Source organism: Streptomyces sp. NBC_00019, assembly GCF_045041015.1.
Classification (GTDB): domain Bacteria; phylum Actinomycetota; class Actinomycetes; order Streptomycetales; family Streptomycetaceae; genus Streptomyces.
Window position 1 is genome coordinate 8610175 of sequence record NZ_CP108302.1, and the last position, 24582, is coordinate 8634756.

The following is a 24582-nucleotide window of genomic DNA, read 5'->3' on the forward strand; positions in this document are numbered from 1 at the left end:
GAGGGGAGACCGGCCGTGTGTGACCGCGCCGCTGTTCTCGTTCCCCCGTCGTCGTACGACGTGATCCTCGTGTCCTGCTCCGTCCGGTGCCCGCTGCGCGGCCGGTACCGGATGCCCCGGACACACGCCTGACCATCAACTGGCCCTGCACGCACCTGCATTGACGTGCTGTCAGCTCTGTCCGGCCCGTCCCGGGAATCGCGCCGCCCTGTCACACGTCATCCGAAAGGCCATGGGCCGTGCGCATCAACCTCGACACCCTCGCCGTCGTCCGCAACCTGGGCATCCTCGCCCACGTCGACGCCGGCAAGACCACCGTCACCGAGCGGATCCTCTACACCACCGGAACCACCCACCGGCGTGGCGAGGTCCATGACGGCACGACCGTCACCGACTTCGACTCGCAGGAGCGCGACCGCGGCATCACGATCTTCGCGGCGGCGGTCAGCTGCGCCTGGGACGGCCACCGGATCAATCTGATCGACACCCCGGGACACGTCGACTTCGCCGACGAGGTGGAGCGTGCGCTGCGGGTGCTCGACGGGGCGGTCGCGGTGTTCGACGCCGTCGCCGGCGTCGAGCCGCAGAGCGAGTCGGTCTGGCGGCAGGCCGACCGGTACGGCGTACCGAGGATCGCCTTCGTCAACAAGCTGGACCGCGCGGGCGCCGACCTCGACACCGCCGTCGAGTCGATCCGGGAGCGGCTGCACCCGGCCCCGCTGGTCCTGCAGCTGCCCATCGGCAGGGAGGACGCGTTCCGCGGGGTCGTGGACCTGGTGCACATGCGGGCGCTGACCTGGGCCGACGGCGGCGACATGGTCGCAGCGGACATTCCCGGGGACCTGCGCGAGGAAGCGCGGCGACGGCGTCGGCTGCTGGAGGAGGCGGTGGCCGAACGGCATCCGGCCGCGCTGGAGGAATTCTGTATGCGGTCGACGCTCGACACGGGGACGCTCGTCGACGCCCTGCGCGACCTCACCCGCACCGGTGACGCCGTCGTCGTGCTGTGCGGCTCGGCCTACCGCAACCGTGGGATCGAGCCGCTGCTGGACGCGGTCGTGGCGTATCTGCCGTCGCCGCTCGACGTGCCGCCCGTGCGCGGCACCCTCGGCGACACCCGGCAGGAACGGCCCGCCGACCCGGCGGCGCCCTTCGCGGCGCTGGTGTTCAAGGTGAACGCCACGCCGACCGGGCGGCTCACCTACCTCCGGGTGTACTCCGGAACGATCGAGAAGGGAGACATGGTGATGGACGCGGGCGCGCGGCGCGGCGAGCGCGTCGGACGGATCCTGCGCGTACAGGCGGACCGGCACGCCCAGCTGGACCGTGCGGTCGCCGGCGACATCGTCGCGGTCGTCGGGCTGAAGTCAGCCCGCGCCGGGTCGACCCTCTGCACGCCGGACGCCCCGCTCGTCCTCGAACCGCCGAGCGTCGCCGAACCGGTCGTCTCCGTCGCGGTCGAGGCCGTCAGGTCCACCGACACCGACCGGCTGGCCTCGGCGCTCGCGAGGCTCGCCGAGGAGGACCCGTCGCTGGTCGTGCGGACCGACCCGGAGACCGGGCAGACCGTGCTGTCCGGCATGGGCGAACTGCATCTCGAGGTCGCGCTGGAGAAGGCGCGGCGGGACCACGGGCTGGACGTCAACGCCGGCCGGCCCCGGGTCGCGCACCGCGAGACCGTCGGGCGCGGCGTGACCGGACATGTCTTCCGGCACGTCAAACAGGACGGTGGCGCGGGGCAGTTCGCGCATGTCGTCCTCGATGTGGAGCCGCTGGACGTCGACGCCGGGTTCGAGTTCCGCTCGGCTGTCGTCGGCGGACGGGTGCCGCAGGAGTACGTCCGGGCGGTCGAGGCCGGCTGCCGGGACGCCCTGGCCGAGGGGCCCCTCGGCGGGCACCCGGTGACGGGGCTGCGGGTCACCCTCACCGACGGGGCGACGCATGTGAAGGACTCCTCCGACACGGCCTTCCGCACGGCGGGCCGGTTCGGACTCCGGGAGGCTCTGCGGGCCTGCGCGATGGTCCTGCTTGAGCCGGTGGCCGAGGTCACGGTCACGGTGCCCGACGCCGCCGTCGGGGGAGTCCTGGGCGACCTGGCGGCTCGGCGCGGCCGGGTCTCCGGCTCGGTGACGCGGTCCGGCTCGGCGGTCGTCACCGCCACCGTGCCGCTGGCCGAACTCTTTGGCTACGCGACCCGGTTGCGCAGCCGGACCCAGGGCCGCGGCACCTTCACGGCCCGGCCCACCGGGTACGCGCCGGCGCCGGCGACCGTGGCACCGGCACAGCGGTAGCGGTACCAGGGCGGCCCCTCCCGCACGGGAGGGGCCGCCCGCCTCCGTTCAGGAAGTGAACGCCCCGGCACCGAGCCGCACGATCCATCGAAATCCCGCCGCTCAACCTCTTGACGTCCCGAACCCGTGGCAGTTAACTCACGTCCTAAATTAAGCCGTGAGTGCATTCCCTGAAGGGACACCAGGAGCCATGCGCAGCATCCGAGCCGCGGCCGTAGGCGCCGTCACCCTGTCTCTCGCCCTGGCCGCATCGGCCTGCGGAGGCGGTTCGTCGAACGGCGGCGGGTCCAACGACTCGCCGAAGACGCTCACCTACTGGGCCTCCAACCAGGGGGCGAGCATCGAGGTCGACAAGAAGGTCCTCCAGCCCGAACTCGACAAGTTCGAGAAGCAGACCGGCATCAAGGTGAAACTGGAGGTCGTGCCCTGGTCGGACCTGCTCAACCGCATCCTCACCGCGACCACCTCGGGCCAGGGCCCCGACGTCCTCAACATCGGCAACACCTGGAGCGCCTCGCTGCAGGCCACCGGCGCGCTGCTGCCGTGGGACGCCAAGAACTTCGCGAAGATCGGCGGCAGGGACCGCTTCGTCGACTCGGCGCTCGGCTCGACGGGCGCCGAGGGCAAGGACCCCTCCGCGGTGCCGCTGTACTCGATGGCGTACGCCCTCTACTACAACAAGAAGATGTTCGCCGACGCGGGCATCGCGCAACCTCCGGCCACCTGGGCGGAGTTGGCCGCCGACGGCGAGAAGCTCTCCAAGGACGGCAAGTGGGGCCTGGGAGCGGAGGGTTCGAACCCGTCGGAGAACATCCACCACGTCTTCGTCTTCGCCCAGCAGCACGGAGCCGACTTCTTCACCGCCGACGGCAAGCCCGACTTCACCAGCGACGGGGTCGTCACCGCGGTCAAGCAGTACGTCGATCTGATGGCCAAGGACAAGGTCATCGCGCCCGGCAACGCCGAGTACGCCCAGAACCAGTCCGTCAGCGACTTCGCCAAGGGCAAGACGGCGATGCTCCTGTGGCAGTCCGCCTCCGCCAACCTCAAGTCCCAGGGCATGAGCGAGGACGACTACGGCATCGCTCCCGTGCCGGTGCAGTCCGGCACCCCGGGCACCGGCGCTCAGGTCAACTCGATGGTCGCGGGCATCAACCTGGCCGTCTTCAAGAACACCGACAACCTCGACGGCGCCACGCAGTTCGTGAAGTTCATGACCGGCGACGCGGAGCAGAAGATCCTCAACACCGCGTACAGCTCGATACCGCCGGTGAAGACGGCCCAGACGGACAGCGCCTTCAACACGCCCGCCAACGCCGTCCTGAAGGACACCCTCGCCAAGAGCGCCGCCGCGCTGCCCCAGGTCGCCGACGAGTCGCAGTTCGAGACGGCGGTCGGTACGGCAGTCAAGGGGCTGTTCGCCGACGCGGCCGCCGGACGCGCCGTCACCACCGACTCGGTGAAGGCGGCGCTGGAGAAGGCCCAGCAGCAGATGCCGGCCGCCTGATGACCACCACTCTGGAACGCGCCGAACCCAAGGCGCCGTCCGGCGAGAAGCGCACCCCGCGCCCCGGCCGCATCCGCCGCATCGGACTGCCGTATCTGCTCCTGCTGCCCGCCCTGCTCCTCGAACTCCTGGTCCACCTGGTGCCGATGGGCGTCGGCATCGTGATGAGCTTCAAGGAGCTCACGCAGTTCTACATCCGCGACTGGGGCACCGCGCCCTGGTCCGGGCTCGACAACTTCAAGGTGTCGGTGGACTTCGACGCCCCCGTCGGCGAGGCCCTGCTGCACTCGTTCCTCGTCACGGTCGCCTTCACCCTGCTGTCGGTCGCCCTGTGCTGGCTGATCGGCACCGCGGCCGCGGTCTTCATGCAGGACACCTTCCGCGGCCGCGGCCTGCTGCGGGCGCTGTTCCTGGTGCCGTACGCCCTGCCGGTCTACGCGGCCGTCATCACCTGGGTGTTCATGTTCCAGCACGACAACGGCCTGGTGAACCACGTCCTGCACGACCAGCTGCACCTCACCGACAAGCCCTCCTTCTGGCTCATCGGCGACAACAGCTTCTACGCCCTGCTGATCGTGTCGGTGTGGAAGGGCTGGCCGTTCGCCTTCCTCATCGTCATGGCCGGACTCCAGAACATTCCCCGGGAGCTGTACGAGGCGGCCGCCCTCGACGGCGCCGGTGTGTGGCAGCAGATCCGCCGCATCACCCTGCCGTCGCTGGGCGCCGTCAACCAGGTGCTGGTCCTGGTCCTGTTCCTGTGGACGTTCAACGACTTCAACACGCCGTACGTCCTGTTCGGCAGGACCGCCCCCGAGGCCGCGGACCTCGTCTCGGTCCACATCTACCAAGCCTCGTTCGTCACCTGGAACTTCGGCACCGGTTCCGCCATGTCCGTACTCCTGCTGCTGTTCCTGCTGCTCGTGACGGGCGCCTACCTCGCCCTCACCTCGCGCGGTCGGAGGGCCACGCATGCGTAACTCCCCGATGGCACCGCCGCGTTCGTTCCTCTGGTCCCGGCGGATCTTCCTCACCCTGCTCGGCGGCTTCGTGCTGGTGCCGGTGTACGTGATGGTCTCCAGCTCGCTGAAGCCCCTCGCGGACGTCACCGGCAAGTTCCGCTGGATACCGAGCGAGTTGACGGTCCGCCCGTACATCGACATCTGGTCCACGGTCCCGCTCGCCCGGTACTTCGTGAACTCGCTGATCGTGGCGGGCGCGGCGACGGTCTGCTCGGTGGTGATCGCGGTGTTCTCCGCGTACGCGGTGAGCCGCTACGACTTCCGCGGCAAGCGGGTCTTCACGGTCACCGTCCTGTCGACGCAGATGTTCCCGGGCATTCTCTTCCTGCTCCCGCTGTTCCTGATCTACGTCAACATCGGCAACGCCACCGGCATCGCCCTGTTCGGCTCGCGCGGCGGACTGATCCTGACGTATCTGACCTTCTCCCTGCCGTTCTCGATCTGGATGCTGATCGGGTACTTCGACTCGGTGCCGCGCGACCTGGACGAGGCGGCGCTGGTCGACGGCTGCGGACCGCTCCGGGCGCTGTTCCGGGTCGTCGTGCCGGCCGCGATCCCCGGCATCGTCGCGGTCGCCGTCTACGCCTTCATGACCGCCTGGGGCGAGGTGCTGTTCGCGTCGGTGATGACCAACGACACCACCCGCACCCTCGCCGTCGGACTCCAGGGCTACTCCACGCTCAACGACGTGTACTGGAACCAGATCATGGCTGCCTCGCTGGTCGTCAGCGTGCCGGTGGTGGCCGGCTTCCTGCTCCTGCAGCGCTACCTCGTCGCGGGGCTGACGGCGGGTGCCGTCAAGTGACCGACCTCGAAAGGGATTTCGTGACCATCGACCTCGCCGCACTCCCGCACGACTTCCTGTGGGGCACGGCCACTTCGGCGTACCAGATCGAGGGAGCCGTGGCGGAGGACGGCCGTTCGCCGTCGATCTGGGACACCTTCGCGCACACCCCCGGGAAGATCGCCGGCAACGACCACGGCGACGTCGCCTGCGACCACTACCACCGCTGGCGCGAGGACATCGCGCTCATGCGCCAACTGGGCACCAACGCCTACCGGTTGTCGATCGCCTGGCCGCGCGTGCTGCCGGGCGGCGACGGACCGGTCAACGCCAAGGGCCTCGACTTCTACGACGAGCTGATCGACGGCCTGCTGGAGGCGGGCATCACCCCGTCCGTCACCCTCTACCACTGGGACCTGCCCCAGGCGCTCCAGGACCGGGGCGGCTGGCCCGAGCGGGAGACCGCCGAGCACTTCGCCGCGTACGCCTCGGTCGTGGCCGGACGTCTGGGCGACAGGGTCAGCCACTGGACCACGCTCAACGAACCCCTGTGCTCCGCGTGGATCGGCCACCTCGAAGGCAAGATGGCCCCCGGGTTCACCGACCTGACCGCCGCGGTGCACGCCTCGTACCACCTCCTGCTGGGCCACGGACTGGCGACCCAGGCCATCCGGGCGGCCGTCCCCGCCGCCGAGGTCGGCATCGTCAACAACCTCTCGACCGTGCACCCGGCCACCGACCGTCCGGAGGATCTCGAGGCCGCCCGCCGGATGGACGGCCACACCAACCGCTGGTGGCTGGACCCGATCCACGGCCGCGGCTTCCCGGAGGACATGCAGAAGCTGTACGGCGTCGAACTACCCGCACGGGAAGGAGACTTGGAGACGATCGCCGCCCCGCTGGACTGGCTCGGCCTCAACTACTACTTCCCGGCCACCGTCGCCGACGACCCCAGCGGCCCGGCCCCGCACGCCCGTTCCGTACACCGCCTCGGCGTGCCCCGCACCGGAATGGACTGGGAGATCGACGCGGGCGGCATCGAGACCCTGCTGCTCCGCCTCACCGACGAGTACGGCGCCCGCAAGCTGTACGTCACCGAGAACGGCTCCGCCTACCCGGACGTCGTACGCCCCGACGGCACCGTCGACGACCCCGAGCGGCAGGACTACCTGGCCGGGCACCTCGCCGCCTGTGCCTCCGCCGCCCGCCGGGGCGCGCCGCTGGCCGGTTACTTCGCCTGGTCGCTGCTGGACAACTTCGAGTGGGCCTACGGCTACGACAAGCGTTTCGGCCTGGTGCACGTCGACTACCGGACCCAGACCCGCGCCATCAAGGGTTCCGGACACCGGTACGCGGAGATCATCCGCAACCATCGGGGACGTGCGCGACGCGCGGCCTGAGCAGGCGGGCGGCGTCACCTGGTGGTACTACGCCCGTAAGGGTGCGGAGTCGCCGAGCTGAGCGTCGTGGAGAGGGGGAGGGCCGGGCGGATCGCCCGGCCCTCTTCCCTGCGCCGCGCGAGCCGCACTTAATACGTTGCCGCAGGCCAGGCCGGGTGAAAGCCTCACGCCATGCCCACCTTCACCACCCCCGACGGCACCACCCTCGCCTACCACGCGACCGGCGAAGGACCGCCCCTGGTCTGCCTCCCCGGCGGCCCGATGCAGGCCTCGGCCTACCTCGGCGACCTGGGCGGCCTCGGCGCCCACCGCACCCTGATCCGCCTGGACCTCAGAGGCACCGGCGACTCGGCGACCCCCGAGCACCCGGCGTCGTACCGCTGCGACCGTCAGGTCGACGACGTCGAGGCACTGCGCGAGGAACTGGGCCTGGACCACTTGGACGTGCTGGCCCACAGCGCGGGCGCCAACCTGGCCGCCCTCTACACGGCCCGCCACCCCGACCGCGTCGCACGCCTCGCCCTGATCACGCCGAGCGTCTACGCGGTCGGCATCGCCGTCACCGCCGAGGACCGCCTGAGCACGGCCCGTCTGCGCCAGGACGAGGAGTGGTTCGCCACGGCGTACGCGGCCCTGGAATCCCTCAACGCGGGCCGTCCCGCCCCCGACGCCTGGCAGGCCATCGCCCCCTTCTGGTTCGCCCGCTGGGACGAGGAGGCCAAGGCGGTCCGCGCGGCCGAGGACGAGCAGCGCAACGACGAGGCGGCGGCGGCCTACGGCTCCGAGGGCGCCTTCGACCCGGAGGCGACGCGGGCGGCACTGGCCGGGTTCGCGGGGCGTGTGCTCGTGCTTGCCGGGGAGGTGGACGTGGCCGGGCCCCGGCGGGCGATGGCCGAGTACGCCGGGCTCTTCCCGGAGGCCGAGTCGGTGGTCCAGGAGAGAGCGGCGCATTTCCCCTGGCTGGACGACGCGCGGCGGTTCGTGGCGGAGACCGCGAGGTTCTTCGCGTAGATCGCGTTGTCAGTGGTGCCTGTCATGATCCGAGGCATGCTCTACGACGACTTGGTCCGGGCGTTGACCGACCCAGCCTTCGCACTCGACGTCCGGGCGGCCGACCTGGTGGGCCTCTCCGACGAGGAGGTCGGCGGGCTGCTCGCCACGGCCTACCGGGCCCGGCCCGAGGCCACGGACGCGATGAAGGGCGCGAGGACGGCGGTGCACCTGGCCGTCAGGGACAGGGAACCGCGCTACACGCCCGACGCGTGCCGCCGGATGTTCGAGGCGGTCGTCGCCTGCAGCGAGGACCCCGACGACGTGGTGAGCCTCCGGCCGATCGTGGACGCGCTGGTGCACTGCACGGGGCCGTGGCCCGACCTCTCCGGACCGGCCCGTGCCCTGACCGATTTCCTGGTGGAGAAGGGGGACGCCACCCACCCGTACTCGCTGCTCATGGTGGCGAGCCTCGGGGACGACGAGGCGCTGCGGACGGCGGCCGACCTCCTGCGACGCGACAACGGAGCCATAGCCATGGACGGGATCGATGTCGTCATCGCCCTCACTCCCGCCGAGCGGACACTGCTCGTCCAGGTCGACGGGCTCAACACCTACGACCCGCCGCCGAACGCACCGGACATCTGGCGGCAGGTGGCCGGCATCCCGGCCTACGTCGCCTTCGCCCGCCGTGCGCTGGAAGCCGCGGCCGACCGCGCCGACGCCCTCCAGCGCGGCGAGATCCCCTACCGGGCCGACAAGGCGTTCACGCCCCGCGAGGTCGACATGCTCGGACAGGCCGCCCGGGTGGCGCTGCTGCGCGACGAGCCCTGGCTGCCGGACCTCCTCGACCGGCTGCTGCCCGGCATCGCCGTCGCCCCGACGTCCGCGAAGACGGTCCCCTCGCAGGCCCTGCTGTACGAACTGGTCCGCGCCGCCCGGGACTTCCCGACGCCGGAGCTGGTCGCCGCGATCCGCACCGCGCGCTCGGTGACCCGCCACGCCGGAATACCCCGGCAGCTCGACAAGCTGCTCAAGCAGGTCGAACCGGCCCTGGCCGAGCGGACCGAGGTGGCACTGCGGCTGTCGAGGGCGGGGTTCGACGACGAAGGTGTCCTGCGCAGGGAGGCGGGCAGCGGGTACACGGCCGTCGTCACGGTCACCGAGACCGCCGAGCTGACCTGGGAGAAGGACGGCCGCCCCCTGAAGAGCGTCCCCGCGCCCGTCCGCCGCGACCACGCCGGCCTGGTCAAGGAGCTGCGCGACCTGGTGAAGCGAGTGAACATCCAGCTCGGCACCCTCGCCCGGGCGCTGGAGGGCGGGTTCACCGTCGACGCCGTCCATCCGTACGGCTGGTGGCGCGCGGAACTGGCCGGGCATCCGCTCGCCCGGTCCGCCGTACGCCGGCTGATCTGGGAGATCGAGGTCGCGCCCGGGGAGTGGCGGGCGGTCCTGCCGTCGACCGAGGACCTCCCCGACGCAGCCGACGACGCGTCCGTACGGCTGTGGCACCCGATCCGCTCCGACGCCGACACCGTACGGGTCTGGCGGGACCGGCTCGTCGACGGGCAGCTGAGGCAGCCGTTCAAGCAGGCGTTCCGGGAGATCTACCGGCTCACCCCGGCGGAGGAGGAGACCCGCGTCCACTCCCTGCGCTTCGCCGCCCATCTCGTGCACTACCGCCGGATGTTCGCGCTGTTCCGGGCCCGGGGGTGGACGAGCCGGCTGCTCGGGCCCTGGGACGCCGGGGACGGGGACGCGGCCCTGCGGACCCTGGGCGCGGGGGAGTGGCGGGCCGCCTTCTTCCACACGTACGTGGACTGGGCGGACGGCGACGGGGTGGCCTCGACCGACCGGGTCCGCTTCGAGCGCCGGGTGGCAGGAGCCTGGCGGGAGGCGCCCCTCGCGGAGGTGCCGCCGCTGGTGTTCAGCGAGGCGATGCGCGACGTGGACCTCTTCGTCGGCGTCACCTCGATCGCCGCCGACCCCGACTGGACCGAGCAGGGACCGGCCCGCGCCTACTGGGAACGGGCCGGGTTCGCCGAGCTGAGCGAGAGCGCCGAGGCCCGCCGCGACGCCCTCGCGCGGATCCTGCCGCGCCTGAAGATCGCCGACCGGTGCACCCTCGACGGCCGCTTCCTGGTGGTCCGGGGCGACCTGCGGACGTACCGGATCCATCTCGGCTCGGCGAACATCCTGATGGAGCCCGACAACTCCTATCTGTGCATCGTCCCTTCGCGCGGCAAGGCCAACGGCAAGGTCTTCCTGCCGTTCGAGGACGACCGGCTCACCGTGATCCTCAGCAAGGCCCTGCTGCTGGCCGCCGACACCGAGATCACCGACCCGTCCATCCTCAGGCAGATAGGGAGCGGGAGAGCGGGCTGACGACTACGGTCCTCCCCGGGCCCCGCGGCTCAACTCGGCCGCCGTACAGCCGAATTCGTCCCGCAGCGCCCGGCCAGATGCGTGGGGCCCACGAGGCCTCGGTCGGCGGCGGCCTGACCACGTCGGCGCAACCGCACCAGGGAGTCGTCCGGTTCCTGGCCCTGACGACCGTCGTCGCGCAGCCGGGAGGAACTGACCGAACTGCGCACCCACTGACCCGCCGCCGGGGGAGGGGGCGCGGAACCGTCGGGGGGTGACGGTTCCGCGCGGACGGGTCAGCAGTCCCTGAACTCCGGCGACTGGTTCAGGATCTGTGAGCGCGTCGAGGTGAAGCGCGCGTAGGTCTCACCGTCCTGCGCGCCCGGCCGGAACGCCGCCACCCGGTGGCAGTTCTGGAAGGCCAGGGCCACCCCGAAGTGCCGCTCCAGGCTGCCGCGGATCGCGTCGCTGGCCAGGGCCCGCAGCAGCTGGCCGCGCTCCTTCTCGGACGGCGGCGGCGTCTGGTTGTCGGTGAACTCGGCCTTGCCGTCGTGGAGTTCGCCGGCGAGAGAGGCGATCAGGTCGTAGGCGTACGGGAGGGACGTACGGACGGTGTCCACGAAGTCCTCCTCGCGGACGGCGCCGTTCTCGGCTTCGGCGAGGAGCTTCGGGGAGACGTCGAGAGACATGAAGGTGCTTGTCCTGTCTGTGCGTTGAGTGGGGGGTGAGGGGGAGGAAGAGGGGTGTCAGATGAGGGAAGCGGGACCCGGTACGAAGTCGGGGTCGACCTGGGAGGCCAGGTCCTCGCCCGCCCAGGCCCGGGCGTTGCGCAGATGGAACTCGACGGCGTGGCGATGGAGCGTCACCCAGTCGCGGGGACAGGCGTCCACGGTCTCCCGCAGGACGTTCAGGGCATGCCGGTTGTGCGACTCCAGGGACTCCAGCCCGCCCTGTTCCCGGCCCTGTTCGGCGGCCCGCACGAACGGTGAGTGGACCAGGTGGGTCAGCAGGTCGTCCCCCACCTCCTCCTTGAGGAAGAGCAGATCGTCCTCGCCGGTCACCTTGTTGCCGACGACGGCGATCCGGATGCCGAACTCGCGGGCGTGGTCGCGGTACTGGCGGTAGACCGAGACGCCCTTCCGGGTGGGTTCCGCCACCAGGAACGTGAGGTCGAAGCGGGTGAAGAGACCGGAGGCGAACGCGTCCGCGCCCGCCGTCATGTCCACCACCACGTACTCGCCGGGACCGTCGACGAGATGGTTGAGGTAGAGCTCCACCCCGCCGAGCTTGGAGTGGTAGCAGGCCACCCCGAGGTCGCTCTCCTCGAACTCGCCGGTCACCATCAGCGGCACGTCGCCCACCCGCCGGACGTGCCGGGCGTGCAGCTCGTCGTCGCCGAGAAGGGTCAGCAGCCGGGAGCCGCGGCCCGGCGGAGTGGTCTTGATCATGGCCTCGGCGGAGGCGATGCGCGGGTTGGTGCCGCGCAGGTGGTCCTTGACGGCGTTCAGGTGTGCGCCCAGCGGAGGGGCGGCCGGCAGATCCCCGTCGTAACCCAGCGCCTCGGCCAGATGCTGGTTGATGTCCCCGTCCACGGCGAGCACGGGAGCGCCGGACCGCGCGAGGTGACGGGAGAAGAGTGCCGACAGGGTGGTCTTGCCGCTGCCACCTTTGCCGACGAAAGCGATGCGCATCAGCACTCCGCCCTTTCGGATAAGGGCTTTTTGAAAATGGATGTCATGTCGATAGATTTGTAGGGCGTCGCCGCGACGCTGTCAAACCGTCACCCGGGAGACGTGGATCAAGCTCGTGCGCTTAATGCATATGATGTGCAAGTGCGTGACTACAGCATCAGGGCCGCGGGCCCGGACGACCTCGAGAGTGCGCGAGCCGTGATGCTCGACACCGTCTACCGCGACTTCGGTTCCGGCTATGTGCCCCGCTGGCACGGCGACGTCATCGACCCGGCCGCCGTCTACCTGGTCCCCGAGCGCCACACCCTCCTCGTGGCGCTCGACCCGCACAGCGGCGAGGTCGTCGCCACCGGCGCCCTGGACTCCCGGGGCCCGGTCCACCCGCCGAACCCGCGCCATGTCGCCGAGCGCTACCCCTCGGGGCAGACCGCACAACTGCGCCGCGTCTACGTCCGCCCCGGGCACCGCAGGCGCGGTCTCGCCCGGCGACTGGTCGCGGAGCTGATGGAGTTCGCCGTCGCCGAGGGCGGCTACCGCTCCGCGTATCTGCACACCGACCCGGCCGTCCCGGGCGCCGAGGCCTTCTGGCGATCGCTCGGCAAGCTCGTGCACGACGAGCGCGAGGACCCCGAGGGCGCGTCCGGCGTCCTGCACTTCGAGATCCCGATGGGGCGATGACCCGAATGACCCGACCGCGTTTCCTCCTCGCCCTCCTTCTCGCCCCGGCCCTCACCGGCTGCTTCGCCGCCGAGGGCTCGGGCGGCTCGTCCGACGACGTCGGTGACGGCTCCCGGCTGCGGGTCGCCCTCGCCTTCCCGCCCGCCGAGAATCTCTCGCCGTACGGCGCCGACGCCACCCTCCTCAGCCGCCTCGGCGTCACCGAGGGCCTGACCGCCCTGGACGCCAACGGTGCCGCGGCCCCCGCGCTCGCCGCGTCCTGGACCCGCGAGAACGACCGCACCTGGCTGTTCACCCTGCGCGAGGCCACCTTCCAGGACGGCACCGACGTCACCCCGGCCGCCGTCGCCACCGCCCTCACCCACGCCACCGAGGCCCGCCCGGCCCCCGCCGCTCTCTCCGGCGTGCCCCTCACCGCGAAGGCCGAGGGCACCACCGGCGTCCGGGTCACCACGAAGGACCCCGACCCCGCACTGCCGCTGCGGCTGTCCAGCCCGAGCCTCGCCGTTCTCTCCGCGAAGGCCTACGGCAGGACGGACCGCGTCGACCCGATCGGCCACGCCACCGGCCCCTTCGAACTCACCAAGGTCATGGGTGCCACCGCCGCCACCCTCGACCGCTACGACGACTACTGGGGCGGCCGTGCCCAGGCCTCGGGCATCGACGTGAAGTTCGTCGCCGACGGCACCGCCCGTGCGAGCGCGCTCCGCACCGACCAGGTCGACCTCGCGGAGGCGATCCCCGTCGCCCAGGCCGTCACCCTCGACAAGGGCATCCGCAAGGCCACCGCCACGACCCGCACCACGAGCCTGCTCCTCAACACCGATTCGGACGTGTTCAAGGACGCCGGCCTCCGGGCCGCCGCACGGCAGGCGGTCGACACCGCCGCACTCGCCGAGGGCGTCTACGAGGGGTACGCCGACGCCGGCGCCGGCCTCTACGGACCCGCCGTGACCTGGGCCGAGGGCAAGCGGACCGAGCCGGCCGGCCGGGCGAGGGCCACTGCCCCCGACGGGGCCACGATCACCCTCGCGACGTACGGCAACCGGCCCGAACTCCCCGAGGTCGCCCAGGTGTTGAAGCAGCAGCTGGAGAAGGCCGGGTTCGAGGTCGAGCTGGAGGTGCGCGAGTACTCGCGGCTGGAGAGCGATGTGCTGGAGGGCAGGTTCGACGCCTTCGTCGGTGCCCGCAACAGCCTCCTCGACACCGGCGACCCCGTCTCGCTCCTGGCCAGCGACTTCACCTGCGACGGCAGCTACAACCTGGCGCTGCTGTGCGACAAGGACGTCGACAAGGCGGTGAAGAAGGCCGAGGGCGTCGCCGGCACCGCCGAGCGCCAGGACGCCGTCATGGCGGCCGAGGCGAAGATCCTCGGCACCGACGCCGTCGTCCCGCTGGTCCACCAGCGCGTCATCACCGGCGTCGGCTCCAAGGTCGGCGGCGCCCTCCTCGACCCGTACGAGCGCACCCTCGTCGGCGTCGGCACCCGGCGCTGACGTATGCGGCAGCAAGCGGGCACGCTCCTGTGGCGGGCCGGGATCGCCGCCGCCCTCGTGTGCGCCATCGGCCTGCTGCCCTGGCTCACGCGCACGGACCCGGGGCTGACCGTGCTCAAGGCCCGGTCGGCCGAACGCGACCCCGACCCACAGGTGCTGGCCGACATCCGGGACCGACTCGGTCTGGACGACGGCCCGTTCCGTCTCCTCGGGCAGTGGCTGGGCGGACTGTGGCGCGGGGACGCCGGACGGTCGTGGATCTCCGGCGGCGAGGTCACACCCGCCGTGCTCCAAGCACTGGGGGCGTCCCTGCTGCTGATGGCGGTGACCCTCGTGTTCGCCACCGTCACCGCCGCGCTGATCTGCGCCCGCACCCTGTGGCTCGGCGCGCACCACCGGCTCGGCGGACGCGGGGTCGGCGGCAGCGGGTCCGCGGTCCTCGCCGCGCTGCCCGAGTTCCTCACCGCGTCCGTGCTCGCCACCGTCGTCGGCGTCCAGCTCGGCTGGCTGCCCGCCCTCGGCTGGTACGGATCGAAGTGGACGATCCTCCCCGCCCTCGCCCTCGGCCTGCCCGCCGGGGCCGTGCTCGGCCGCCTCCTCGACGACCTGCTGCCCGGCGCCTTCGCCGAACCGTGGGCGCTGGCCGCCGCCGCGCGCGGACTGCCCGGCCGCAGCATCGCCCGCCAGGCACTGCGCCGCTGTCTGCCCGGACTCCTGCCGAACACAGGCCTGTTCGCGGTCGGCCTCACCGGCGGCTCGGTCGCCGTCGAGCGGATCTTCGACATACCCGGCCTCGGCCGCACCACCCTCCAGGCCGCCCTCGCCCAGGACCTCCCCGTCCTCCAGGCCGGCACCCTCGCCCTCGTCCTCCTCGCCGCCGCCTTCGCCGGCCTCGCCGCCCTCACCGCCCGCCTGCTCATCGGCACCGCCCTCCGGGACGGCGCCCTGCCGTCCCTCCACGGACCGAAGCCGCCGGTACGCGGTGTACAGCCGATTGCATACGGTGGACTGCTGGCGGTCGTCATCGCGCTCGGCCTGCCCCGCGACCCGCTCGCCCTCGACACGGAACAGCGCCTCAAAGCGCCGTCCCGCGCGCACCCCTTCGGCACTGACGCGCTCGGCCGCGACGTCCTCGCCCGCGTCGGCCACGGCGCCCTGGAAACCCTGCTGCTCGCCCTCGCCATCGGCACGGCCGCACTGCTCATCGGCGTCCTGCTCGGACTGCTGCCCCGTCTGTCCGGCCCGCTCGTCGACACGGTCACCGCCCTGCCGCCGGTCCCCGTCGCCCTCCTCGTCACCGCCGTCGCCGGCAGCGGCCCCGCCACCCCCGCGCTCGCCGTCGGCGCCGTCGCCTGGGCGCCCCTCGCCGCCCACACCTCCGCACTGCTCCGCCAGGAACGCGCCGCCCTCCACATCACCGCCACCCTCGGCCTGGGCGCCGGCCCCTGGCACCTGCTGCGCCACGAACTCCTGCCCGCCGTCCTGCCGCCCGTCACCCGCCACGCCCTGGTACGGCTCCCCGGCATCGCCCTCGCCCTGGCCTCCCTCGCCTTCCTCGGCCTGGGCGCCCAGGCGCCCTCCCCGGAGTGGGGCCTGCTGCTCGCCGAGAACCAGCCCTACGCCGAGCGCGCCCCCTGGGCCGTCCTCGCCCCGGCCGCCGTGCTCGCCCTGCTCGGCGCGCTGGCGGTCACCGCGGCGGGCGGAGTGCGCAGGCCCCGCCGCACCCCGCGCCCACCCGTGACCGAACCCGAACAGCAGCCTCGTACAAGGGAATTGGTGGAAGCCCGATGAGCAGCTCGCTGTCGACCGCCCTGCACCGGACGCCGGACCGCACCCGCCTCACGCCCCTCCTGCGGCTGCTGATCCTCACCCAACTCGCCTTCAACGTCGGCTTCTTCGCGGTGCTGCCGTTCCTGTCCGAGCACCTCGGTACGGCGGTGGGCATGGCGGGGTGGACGGTCGGGTTCGTGCTGGGGCTGAGGACCTTCAGCCAGCAGGGGCTGTTCGTGGTGGGCGGGGCGCTCGCCGACCGGTACGGGATCCGGCCGGTCGTGCTCGCGGGCTGCGCGCTGCGGATCGCCGGGTTCGCCTGGCTCGGGTACGCCGAGGCGACCTGGGCGGTCATCGGGGCCGTGCTGCTGATCGGGTTCGCCGCCGCGCTGTTCTCGCCCGCGGTCGAGTCCGAGGTGGCCCGGCAGGCCGTCGTCCACGAGGAGGAGGGCGGCGGATCCCGTACCCGGGTGCTCGCGCTGTTCACCGTGGCCGGACAGGCGGGGGCGTTCGTCGGGCCGCTGCTCGGCGCGCTGCTGCTGTCGGTGGACTTCCGGAGCGTGTGTCTCGCCGGTGCCGGGATCTTCGTGCTCGTCCTCGCCGGGCACGCGTGGCTGCTGCCGCAGCACATTCCGGGACGCCGGCGGGTCCATGTCAGGGGCGGGATGCGGGTGCTGGTGCGCAACCGGCGCTTCCTCGCGCTGTGCTGCGCGTACGGCGCCTATCTGCTCGCCTACAACCAGCTCTATCTCGCCCTGCCCGCCGAGGTGGAGCGGGCCACCGGCTCCCAGTCCGCGCTGGCCTGGCTGTTCGCCCTGTCCTCGCTGCTGGTGGTGACCGCCCAGCTGCCCGTCACCCGCTGGGTGGGGGACCGGCTCGCACTGCGCCGCTCGATGACGGCCGGGCTGCTGCTGATCGCCGCCGGGTTCGCCGTCGTGGCGCTCGCCCGGCCGGCCGGCTGGACCGGGACGGCGGGGCTGCTGCCCGCGGCCGGGTTCGTCGTGCTGCTCACCCTCGGCCAGATGCTCGTCGCCCCCGTCGCCCGCGCCTGGGTCCCCGATCTCGCCGAGGAGGGGCGGCTCGGCCTCTACACCGGCGCGCTGTCCTCGGTCTCCGGCCTGATCGTGCTCGTCGGCAGCTCGCTGACCGGCACACTCCTCGACAGCGGGCTGCCGGCGGCCGTGCCATGGCTGGTGCTGGCCGCCGTGCCGGCCGCGGCGATCGCGCTGCTGCCGCGCCGTCCGTAGGTCATCCGGCGACCAGCTCGCGCACGTCCTCCAGCAGGACCTCCTCGATCCGGGAGGTGCGCAGCAGCCACAGGATGTCCCGGCCGAACGACCACACCAGCGCGCCCAGCGCCGTCGCGACGACCCCGAACTCCAGGGCGTACGGCAGCAGGCCCGAGGCGGCCAGCAGCAGGAACACCCCCTGGAGGGCGGCCACCGTCTTGCGGGCCGTGCTCGGCGGGAGCGGGGCGTTCAGCCACGGCCAGACACGGGCGGCGGCGACGAAGGCGTAGCGCATGCCGCCGATCAGCAGGACCCACGGGCCGTGCGCCATGGACACGTAGACGCTGAGCACCAGGATCAGGAACGCGTCGACCTCCATGTCGAAGCGGGCGCCGAGCGGGGTGGAGGTGCCGGTGCGGCGGGCGACCTTGCCGTCGACGCCGTCGAGGATCAGGGCCACGGCCGTCAGACCGACGAAGAGGGTGACCGGCGGTGAGCTCTGGAAGGAGTCGGCGACCAGGGCCGTTACCCCACCGACCAGGGTGGCCCGGCCGAGCGTCACGCGGTTGGCGGGGCCGAAGGAGCGCGGACGGTGGCGGTGCAGGGCCCGGGAGAGCACCGCCCAGGTGGCGACGGCGAAGACGAGGCCGGTCAGCCAGCCCGCCGGTCCCATACCGATCGCCGTCCCGAGCAGAGCCAGCAACAGGATCTGCAGACCCGCTCCCACAGCGGTCTCCTGCTGGACCAGCCTTGCGTCGTAAGTGTTGTTCAGGGCCACCGAACATCCTCCGGCCGTGTGACAGAGTCGATCAACGCCGCGTACTGTGCGCGACCTGTGCACACCTCGGTACGTGAACTACTTCCCAAGCGTTCAGGAGGATGCCCATGAAGCGCACCGCGAGTGCTTTCTGGCTCAACAGCCCGGGTGCGGGTGAGATACGTGAGGTCACCCTCCCGGCCCCCTCCGAGGGGGAAGTGCTGGTCCGCGCCCTGTACTCCGGCGTCAGCCGCGGCACGGAGACTCTCGTCTTCGGCGGCGGGGTCCCCGAGAGCCAGTACGCGGCCATGCGGGCGCCGTTCCAGGAGGGCGACTTCCCGGCACCCGTGAAGTACGGCTACCTCAGCGTCGGAGAGGTCGAGGAGGGCCCGGCGGACCTCGTGGGCCGCACGGTCTTCTGCCTCTACCCGCACCAGACGCGCTACGTCGTCCCGGTGACCGCCGTGACCCGGGTGCCCGAGAACGTGCCCGCCGAACGGGCGATCCTCGCCGGCACGGTGGAGACCGCCGTCAACGCGGCCTGGGACGCGGCGCCGTTGGTCGGCGACCGGATCGCCGTGGTCGGCGGCGGCATGATCGGCTGCTCGGTCGCCGCCCTGCTGGCCCGCTTCCCCGGCGTACGGGTCCAGCTGGTCGACGCCGACCCGGCGCGGGCGAGCGTCGCGAAGGCCCTGGGCGTCGACTTCGCGCTGCCGCGGGACGCGCTGGGGGAGTGCGACCTCGTGGTCCATGCCAGCGCCACCGAACAGGGACTGGCCCGCTCCCTGGAGCTGCTGACGCCCGAGGGCACGGTCCTCGAACTCAGCTGGTACGGCGACCGGAAGGTCAGCCTTCCGCTCGGTGAGGCCTTTCACTCGCGGCGGCTCGTCATCCGCAGCAGCCAGGTCGGCACCGTCTCCCCGGCCCGCCGCTCCAGCCGTACGTATGCCGACCGGCTGGCCCTCGCCCTCGAACTGCTCGCCGACCCGGCGTTCGACGCGCTCGTCACGGGGGAAAGCGCGTTCGAGGAGCTGCCGCAGGTGATGCCCAGGCTCACTTCCGGGGAAATTCCTGCTCTTTGTCACCGCGTGAGGTATGGCAAGAGCGCCTGACCTGAGAAAAGAGTGAGAGACGGCTGAACGCGGGGAAGCGAAGAGCCGTACTACTCGGCATCCCCGCCGGCGATCAGCCGGGGGGATCAGACGTGCCGCACCTGGAGGGTCGTCCGTTGTTCAGTGTCACCGTCCGCGATCACATCATGATCGCCCACAGCTTCCGCGGCGAGGTCTTCGGACCCGCGCAGCGCCTGCACGGAGCGACGTTCCTCGTGGACGCCACCTTCCGGCGGGAGCAGTTGGACGACGACAACATCGTCGTCGACATCGGACTGGCCACGCAGGAACTCGGAGCCGTCGTCACCGAGCTCAACTACAAAAACCTCGACAACGAGCCCGACTTCGCCGGGATCAACACGTCGACGGAGTTCCTGGCCAAGGTCATCGCCGACCGGCTCGCCGAGCGGATCGAGAAGGGCGCGCTGGGCGACGGCGCCCGGGGCATCGCAGCGATCGCCGTCACCCTGCACGAGTCGCATGTCGCGTGGGCGAGTTACGAGCGTGCGCTGTGACCGACGTGACCCTGGAGAAGGCCCCGCAGGCGGCCCTGGGCTATGTGCCCGTGCAGCATTCGGCTCTCAAGAACGCGGACATCGTCCCCATGGCCCTGCGCTCCGTGCACTTCGTCATGCCCGGCGGTGTCGACGACCCGGCCGCGCCGAGCGGCGGCAACGCCTATGACCGGCGCGTGAGTCTGGACCTGCCGGGCTTCGGCTGGCAGGTCCACAAGCACGCGGTTTCGGGCGAGTGGCCCCGGCCGGGCGCCTCGGCCCGCGCGGAACTGGCCGCTGTGCTGCGGGGGTTGCCGGACGACACCGTGGTCCTGATGGACGGACTGGTCGCCTGCGCCGTCCCGGAGATCGTCGTACCGGAGGCGGAACGGCTGCGCCTCGCGGTCCTCGTCCACCTTCCGCTCGGCGACGAGACCGGCCTCGACCCCGTCCTGGCCGCCGAGTTGGACGCGAAGGAGCGCGCGGTGCTCCGCGCGGTCCCCGCGGTCGTCGCCACCAGCGACTGGGCGGTCCGCCGCCTCGTCTCCCACCACGGCCTCGCCCCCGAGCGGGTCCACGTCGCCGCCCCCGGCGCCGACATCGCCCCCCTCGCCTCCGGCACCGACGGCCTCTCCCGGCTGCTGTGCGTCGCCGCGGTGACACCCCGCAAGGGACAGCACCGCCTGGTGGAGGCGCTGGCCGCGGTCCGGGACCTGCCGTGGAGCTGTGTGTGCGTGGGCGGCCTCGGCCAGGACCCGGAGTACGTGGCCGACCTGCGGTCCCTGATCGCGAAGTACGGCCTGGAACACCGGCTGCACCTGGCCGGACCGCAGGCCGGCGCCGAACTCGACGCCAGCTACGCCGCCGCCGACCTGATGGTCCTCACCTCCTACGCCGAGACCTACGGCATGGCGGTCACCGAGGCCCTCGCCCGCGGCATCCCGGTACTGGCCACCGACGTCGGCGGTCTCCCCGAGGCGGTCGGCCGCGCCCCCGACGGCGGCGTGCCCGGCATCCTCGTCCCGCCGGAGGACCCCGCCGCCCTCGCCGCGGAACTGCGCGGCTGGTTCGGCGAGGCGGATGTACGACGCCGACTGAAGGCGGCTGCCCGGGGCCGGCGGGCCGCCCTGGACGGCTGGGCGACCACGGCCCGCAGCCTGGCCGGAGTACTGGGCCGACTGCCGAGCGAACCCAGGAGGGCGGCATGAGGAAGACGGCTACGACGACACAGCGCGCGGGAAGGATTCCGGCGCAGGCGGGACCGAGGGACGTGGCAGGGGTGGAGTCCGAGATGGCCGGCGAAACCCCGACGTCCTCGGTGTCAACGGCGTCCGCCGACCCCGGCACCGACGCGGAGTCCGTGATCCCCGGCGCCGGCCCCGCCGCCCGCCCCGGTGAGCGGCCCACCGTACGGCTGCGCGAGGACGGGCCCGAGGAGCAGCCCCGGTACGCGCCCGAGTGGCTGGAGCTGCGGGAACCCGCCGATGCCGGCGCGCGTTCGATCGATCTGCTCGACCCGCTGCGGATCCGGCTCGCCAACCTGCCCGGCAAGGCCGGGGTGGTCGTGCACGACCTCGGGTGCGGCACCGGGTCGATGGGCCGCTGGCTCGCGCCCCGCCTCGACGGCCCCCAGCACTGGGTGCTGCACGACCGCGACCCCTACCTCCTGCACTTCGCGGCCGTCGCCTCCCCGCGGGTCGCCGCGGACGGCAGCCGGGTCACGGTCGAGACCCGGCGCGGTGACGTCGGCCGGCTGACCCCGGACGCCCTCGCGGGTGCCTCCCTGGTGACGGCCTCCGCACTCCTGGACGTCCTCACCCGCGAGGAGATCGAGACCCTGGCCGCCGCCTGCGCCGGCGCCGGCTGCCCGGCCCTGCTCACGCTCTCCGTGGCCGGCCGCGTCGACTTCACCCCGTCCGACCCGATGGACACCGAGATCGCCGAGGCGTTCAACGCCCACCAGCGGCGCTCGGGCATGCTCGGCCCGGACGCGATCACGGTGGCCTGCGAGGCCTTCTCCGAACTCGGCGCGACGGTACGGCTGAACCCGAGCCCCTGGCGGCTGGGCCCCGCCGAGTCCGCGCTCACGGCCCAGTGGCTGCGCGGCTGGGTCGGCGCCGCGGTGGAACAGCGCCCGGAGCTGCGCGAGCGCGCGGACCGCTACCTCCGCGCCCGCCTGGAGGCCTGCGAGGCGGGGGAGTTGAGCGTGGTCGTCCACCACACCGACCTGCTGGCACTGTCCCGCCCGACGGGCGGGGCGGCATGAGCGTGGAGACGGTACGGGCGGCCCACGCGGGCCTGCGGGGGCCGGGTCGACGCAGGCGGTGGGCCGGGGTGACACGGGGGCGCGGCCGCGTCGCGGTGACGCCGGTGGACGCGACCGCGTCGGTGCTGGGCGTGGCCGACTTCCCGGCGCGTACGGCGGTGGCGGAACGGTACGCCGACACGGCGACCGGCGGGGCACGTCCCGAGGCCGCCCCCGCCACCGTCGCCCTTCCGCCCGCCAAGGCCGTCCCGCCGCCGCCCGTCGCCGTCTCCGAGGACCGCATCGGCGTGATCGTCTCCGCCCCCCGGCCCGACACCACCCCGGCCGCCCCCGGCGCCTCCTGGTGGCGAAACGTTCTCGCCCGCTTCAAGTCGCCCGCCGTACGCACCCACGTCGGCAGCGCCGTCGGCGTGATCATCCTCGCCGTTCTGCTGTGGCGGCTCGGCACCGGCGTCTTCCTCGACGGGTTGCGCCGGATCGACGGGGCCACCCTGCTCGCCGCGCTCGGGATCGGCGTGGTCACCACCGTCTTCAGCGCCTGGCGCTGGCAGCTGGTCGCCCGGGGCCTGAAGATCCGGCTGCCGCTCGGTGCGGCCGTGGCCTCGTACTACCGGGCCCTGTTCCTCAACGCCGCCCTGCCCGGTGGCGTTCTCGGCGATGTGCACCGGGCGGTACGGCACGGGCGCAGCACCCAGGAGCTCGGGCGCTGTGTGCGGGCCGTTGTCCTCGAACGGATCGCCGGGCAGCTCGCGTTGGCGGTCGTCGGCGCCGCGGTGCTGCTGACCATGCCGTCACCGGTGCTCTCCCAGGCCCGCCATCTCGCGCCGCTGCTCCTGTTCGCCACGCTGGGCGCGCTGGCCGTCGTGCTCGCCCTGCGGATGAACCGGGCGCCCTCACGGGCCGGCAAGGCCCTGCGTGAGGCCCGCGAGGGACTGCTGTCGCGGCAGAACGGGCCCGGTGTCGTCCTGTCCTCCGCCGTCGTCCTCGCCGGACACCTCGCGATGTTCGTGCTCGCCGCCCGCGTCGCCGGTTCCGCCGCCTCCGTCGCGGTCCTGCTGCCGATCGCCGTGCTCGCCCTGCTCGCCATGGGGCTGCCGCTCAACGTCGGCGGCTGGGGCCCCCGCGAGGGCGTCACCGCCTGGGCGTTCGGCGCCGCCGGTCTGGGCGCCGGCAGCGGGCTGGCCGTCGCCGTCGTCTACGGGGTGCTCTCGCTGGCGGCCAGCCTGCCCGGCGTCATCGTCCTGCTCGCCCGCTATCCGCGCGCCGAATCGCCGTCGGAGGTGAGCAGCGAGAAATACGTGCCGAAGGAATCCGCCAGGCTCGCCAGCAGCGTTTTGCCCTTTTCCGCCGAACCCAGCGAAGGACGGCCGATGACACCGGAATCGGTATAGGCGGACATACCGAGGGTGAGCAGATGACGTCGGTCGTCGGCGACGAAATCGGAGGTCTCATAACCGGGTCGGACGAATTCGGGATGAGCGTGCAGAAGGATGGAGGTCTCGATTTCCCCCGCATGCATGTCGGTGAGGAGCGAGGTGACCACCCCCGCCCGCTCCCGGGCCGCCTCCCAGTCCTCCGCGGCCGGGAACAGCGCCATTCGCTCGCCGCGGGCGGAGGATTCCTGAACGACGTTGCCCAGTACGTAGTTTCCGCCGTGCCCGTTGACCACGACCAGGGTCTCGACGCCGGACCGGCGGAGCGAAGACGCTATGTCCCGTATCACCGAGTGAAGGGTCACCGAGGAGATGCTGACGGTTCCCGCCCACGCCGCGTGCTCGTGCGAGCAGGAGATCGTCACGGGAGGGAGAAGGTGCACCGGGTATGCCGCGGCGATCTCCCGGGCGACGGCACAGGCGACGAGCGTGTCGGTCGCCAGCGGAAGGAACGGGCCGTGCTGTTCGAAGCTCCCGACGGGAAGGACGGCGACCTGTCGTGAGACACCCTCGCCCCGCGCCCGTACGTCTTCCGTGGTGTCCGCCGGCAACGTACCGTGCTCCGCCGACCGCGTTTGCGAACCACTCATTCTTTCACGGCCTTTCGTCTCTGCTTAGGAACTCGAGAATCATGACAGAAAAAGTTGGCGTACTCGGCAAGAAGACTCCACAGCGTACGGGCGTGGAACGCGTCGTGAATGCTCCGCTGCCCACCGTGTACGGTGAATTCAGGGCCATCGGTTACCTCGACCACGATCGCGGCGACGAGCAAGTGGCCCTGGTCTACGGCGAGATCGGCACGGACGAGGTCCTGACCCGGCTGCACTCGGAATGCCTGACCGGCGACGCCTTCGGCTCCCGGCACTGCGAGTGCGGCGAACAGCTCGACTCGGCACTGCGGGCCGTCGTCGCCGAGGGCAGTGGCATCGTCGTCTACCTGAGGGGCCACGAGGGCCGCGGCATCGGACTGCTCGCCAAGCTGCGCGCCATGGCCCTGCAGGCGGAGGGCCTGGACACCGTCGAGGCGAACCTCGCCCTCGGCCTGCCGGTGGACGCCCGCGACTACGGTGTCGCCGCCGGGATGCTGCACGACCTGGGCGTGCGCTCGGTGCGTCTGATGTCCAACAACCCGGACAAGCGCGAGGCGTTGGTGCGCCACGGCATCGAGGTCGCCGAGACCGTGCCGCTGCTGATAGCGCCGTGCGAGAGCAACATCACCTATCTGCGCACCAAGCGGGAACGGCTGGACCACCACCTGCCGCATCTGGACGCGGTGGCCCACCTGTCCTGATTACGGGCAC

At 72.1% G+C, this 24582-nt stretch carries 20 protein-coding genes and 1 pseudogene; 17 read left to right on the forward strand and 4 right to left on the reverse strand.

Annotation, left to right across the window (positions count from 1 at the left end; genetic code table 11):
- The first annotated feature begins 239 nt into the window (after positions 1-239).
- From fusA to OHU89_RS39875, 7 genes are all read left to right on the forward strand, one after another.
- Positions 240-2291 (forward strand): elongation factor G, encoded by a 2052-nt coding sequence (fusA, locus tag OHU89_RS39845; RefSeq protein ID WP_405649881.1) that lies wholly within the window; start codon positions 240-242, stop codon positions 2289-2291.
- A 190-nt stretch (positions 2292-2481) separates the two neighbouring features.
- Positions 2482-3798, forward strand: coding sequence for an ABC transporter substrate-binding protein (locus OHU89_RS39850; protein WP_405649883.1), 1317 nt, complete (start codon positions 2482-2484; stop codon positions 3796-3798).
- A complete protein-coding gene (locus OHU89_RS39855; RefSeq protein WP_405649884.1) occupies positions 3798-4775 on the forward strand; it encodes a carbohydrate ABC transporter permease in 978 nt (325 codons plus the stop codon). The genes OHU89_RS39850 and OHU89_RS39855 overlap by 1 nt, the downstream gene beginning before the upstream one ends.
- Before the next feature lie 7 nt (positions 4776-4782).
- Positions 4783-5622 carry a carbohydrate ABC transporter permease gene (locus OHU89_RS39860; protein ID WP_266899206.1) on the forward strand — a complete coding sequence of 280 codons (840 nt, stop codon included), beginning with the start codon at positions 4783-4785 and terminating at the stop codon, positions 5620-5622.
- A 20-nt stretch (positions 5623-5642) separates the two neighbouring features.
- Entirely contained in the window at positions 5643-7001 is a 1359-nt protein-coding gene (locus OHU89_RS39865; RefSeq protein ID WP_405654857.1) for a GH1 family beta-glucosidase, read from the forward strand.
- A gap of 171 nt (positions 7002-7172) precedes the next feature.
- Positions 7173-8012 (forward strand): alpha/beta fold hydrolase, encoded by an 840-nt coding sequence (locus tag OHU89_RS39870; RefSeq protein WP_405649886.1) that lies wholly within the window; start codon positions 7173-7175, stop codon positions 8010-8012.
- A gap of 24 nt (positions 8013-8036) precedes the next feature.
- Positions 8037-10376, forward strand: coding sequence for a DUF4132 domain-containing protein (locus tag OHU89_RS39875; RefSeq protein WP_405649887.1), 2340 nt, complete (start codon positions 8037-8039; stop codon positions 10374-10376).
- Between the two features lie 275 nt (positions 10377-10651).
- On the opposite strand, the gene OHU89_RS39880 is transcribed toward OHU89_RS39875, so the two are convergent.
- Together OHU89_RS39880 and OHU89_RS39885 are read right to left on the reverse strand one after the other, a co-directional pair.
- Positions 10652-11044: an SCO5389 family protein gene (locus OHU89_RS39880; RefSeq protein ID WP_361494212.1), complete on the reverse strand. Its 393-nt coding sequence runs from the start codon at positions 11042-11044 to the stop codon at positions 10652-10654.
- Positions 11045-11101: 57 nt separating this feature from the next.
- A complete protein-coding gene (locus OHU89_RS39885; RefSeq protein WP_405649888.1) occupies positions 11102-12046 on the reverse strand; it encodes an ATP-binding protein in 945 nt (314 codons plus the stop codon).
- A gap of 141 nt (positions 12047-12187) precedes the next feature.
- On the opposite strand from OHU89_RS39885, the gene OHU89_RS39890 reads away from it, so the two are divergent.
- Genes OHU89_RS39890 through OHU89_RS39905 form a run of 4 tightly spaced genes read left to right on the forward strand, consistent with a single transcriptional unit; the run spans position 12188 to position 17237 of the window.
- On the forward strand, positions 12188-12724 hold the full coding sequence (locus OHU89_RS39890) for a GNAT family N-acetyltransferase (RefSeq protein ID WP_405649889.1): 537 nt from the start codon (positions 12188-12190) through the stop codon (positions 12722-12724).
- Positions 12725-12729: 5 nt separating this feature from the next.
- Positions 12730-14220, forward strand: coding sequence for an ABC transporter substrate-binding protein (locus OHU89_RS39895; RefSeq protein WP_405649890.1), 1491 nt, complete (start codon positions 12730-12732; stop codon positions 14218-14220).
- A gap of 3 nt (positions 14221-14223) precedes the next feature.
- Positions 14224-16011, forward strand: coding sequence for an ABC transporter permease subunit (locus OHU89_RS39900; protein WP_405649891.1), 1788 nt, complete (start codon positions 14224-14226; stop codon positions 16009-16011).
- Complete coding sequence (locus tag OHU89_RS39905) at positions 16008-17237, forward strand: MDR family MFS transporter (RefSeq protein ID WP_405649892.1); 1230 nt, start codon at positions 16008-16010, stop codon at positions 17235-17237. Before OHU89_RS39900 ends, OHU89_RS39905 begins: the two co-directional genes overlap by 4 nt.
- A gap of 1 nt (position 17238) precedes the next feature.
- On the opposite strand, the gene OHU89_RS39910 is transcribed toward OHU89_RS39905, so the two are convergent.
- Entirely contained in the window at positions 17239-17997 is a 759-nt protein-coding gene (locus OHU89_RS39910; RefSeq protein ID WP_266885840.1) for a CDP-alcohol phosphatidyltransferase family protein, read from the reverse strand.
- 107 nt (positions 17998-18104) lie between these two features.
- On the opposite strand from OHU89_RS39910, the gene OHU89_RS39915 reads away from it, so the two are divergent.
- From OHU89_RS39915 to OHU89_RS39935, 5 genes and pseudogenes are all read left to right on the forward strand, one after another.
- Positions 18105-19088 (forward strand): FAD-dependent oxidoreductase, encoded by a 984-nt coding sequence (locus tag OHU89_RS39915; RefSeq protein WP_405649893.1) that lies wholly within the window; start codon positions 18105-18107, stop codon positions 19086-19088.
- A gap of 116 nt (positions 19089-19204) precedes the next feature.
- Positions 19205-19603, forward strand: coding sequence for a 6-pyruvoyl trahydropterin synthase family protein (locus OHU89_RS39920; RefSeq protein WP_405649895.1), 399 nt, complete (start codon positions 19205-19207; stop codon positions 19601-19603).
- The gene (locus OHU89_RS39925) at positions 19600-20790 is read left to right on the forward strand and encodes a glycosyltransferase family 4 protein (protein WP_405649897.1); all 1191 of its coding nucleotides are present in this window, start codon (positions 19600-19602) and stop codon (positions 20788-20790) included. Before OHU89_RS39920 ends, OHU89_RS39925 begins: the two co-directional genes overlap by 4 nt.
- Positions 20791-20873: 83 nt before the next feature.
- The gene (locus tag OHU89_RS39930; RefSeq protein WP_405654859.1) at positions 20874-21848 is read left to right on the forward strand and encodes a class I SAM-dependent methyltransferase; all 975 of its coding nucleotides are present in this window, start codon (positions 20874-20876) and stop codon (positions 21846-21848) included.
- A pseudogene (locus OHU89_RS39935) lies at positions 21845-23014 on the forward strand (lysylphosphatidylglycerol synthase transmembrane domain-containing protein); the annotation flags it as partial. The gene OHU89_RS39930 and the pseudogene OHU89_RS39935, both read left to right, overlap by 4 nt.
- A gap of 86 nt (positions 23015-23100) precedes the next feature.
- Here OHU89_RS39935 and OHU89_RS39940 read toward each other — a convergent pair.
- Positions 23101-23871, reverse strand: a complete 771-nt coding sequence (locus OHU89_RS39940) for a creatininase family protein (RefSeq protein WP_405649898.1) — start codon at positions 23869-23871, stop codon at positions 23101-23103.
- Between the two features lie 41 nt (positions 23872-23912).
- Here OHU89_RS39940 and ribA point away from each other — a divergent pair, with 41 nt between their 5' ends.
- The gene (ribA, locus tag OHU89_RS39945) at positions 23913-24572 is read left to right on the forward strand and encodes a GTP cyclohydrolase II (RefSeq protein ID WP_405649900.1); all 660 of its coding nucleotides are present in this window, start codon (positions 23913-23915) and stop codon (positions 24570-24572) included.
- Positions 24573-24582: the final 10 nt, after the last annotated feature.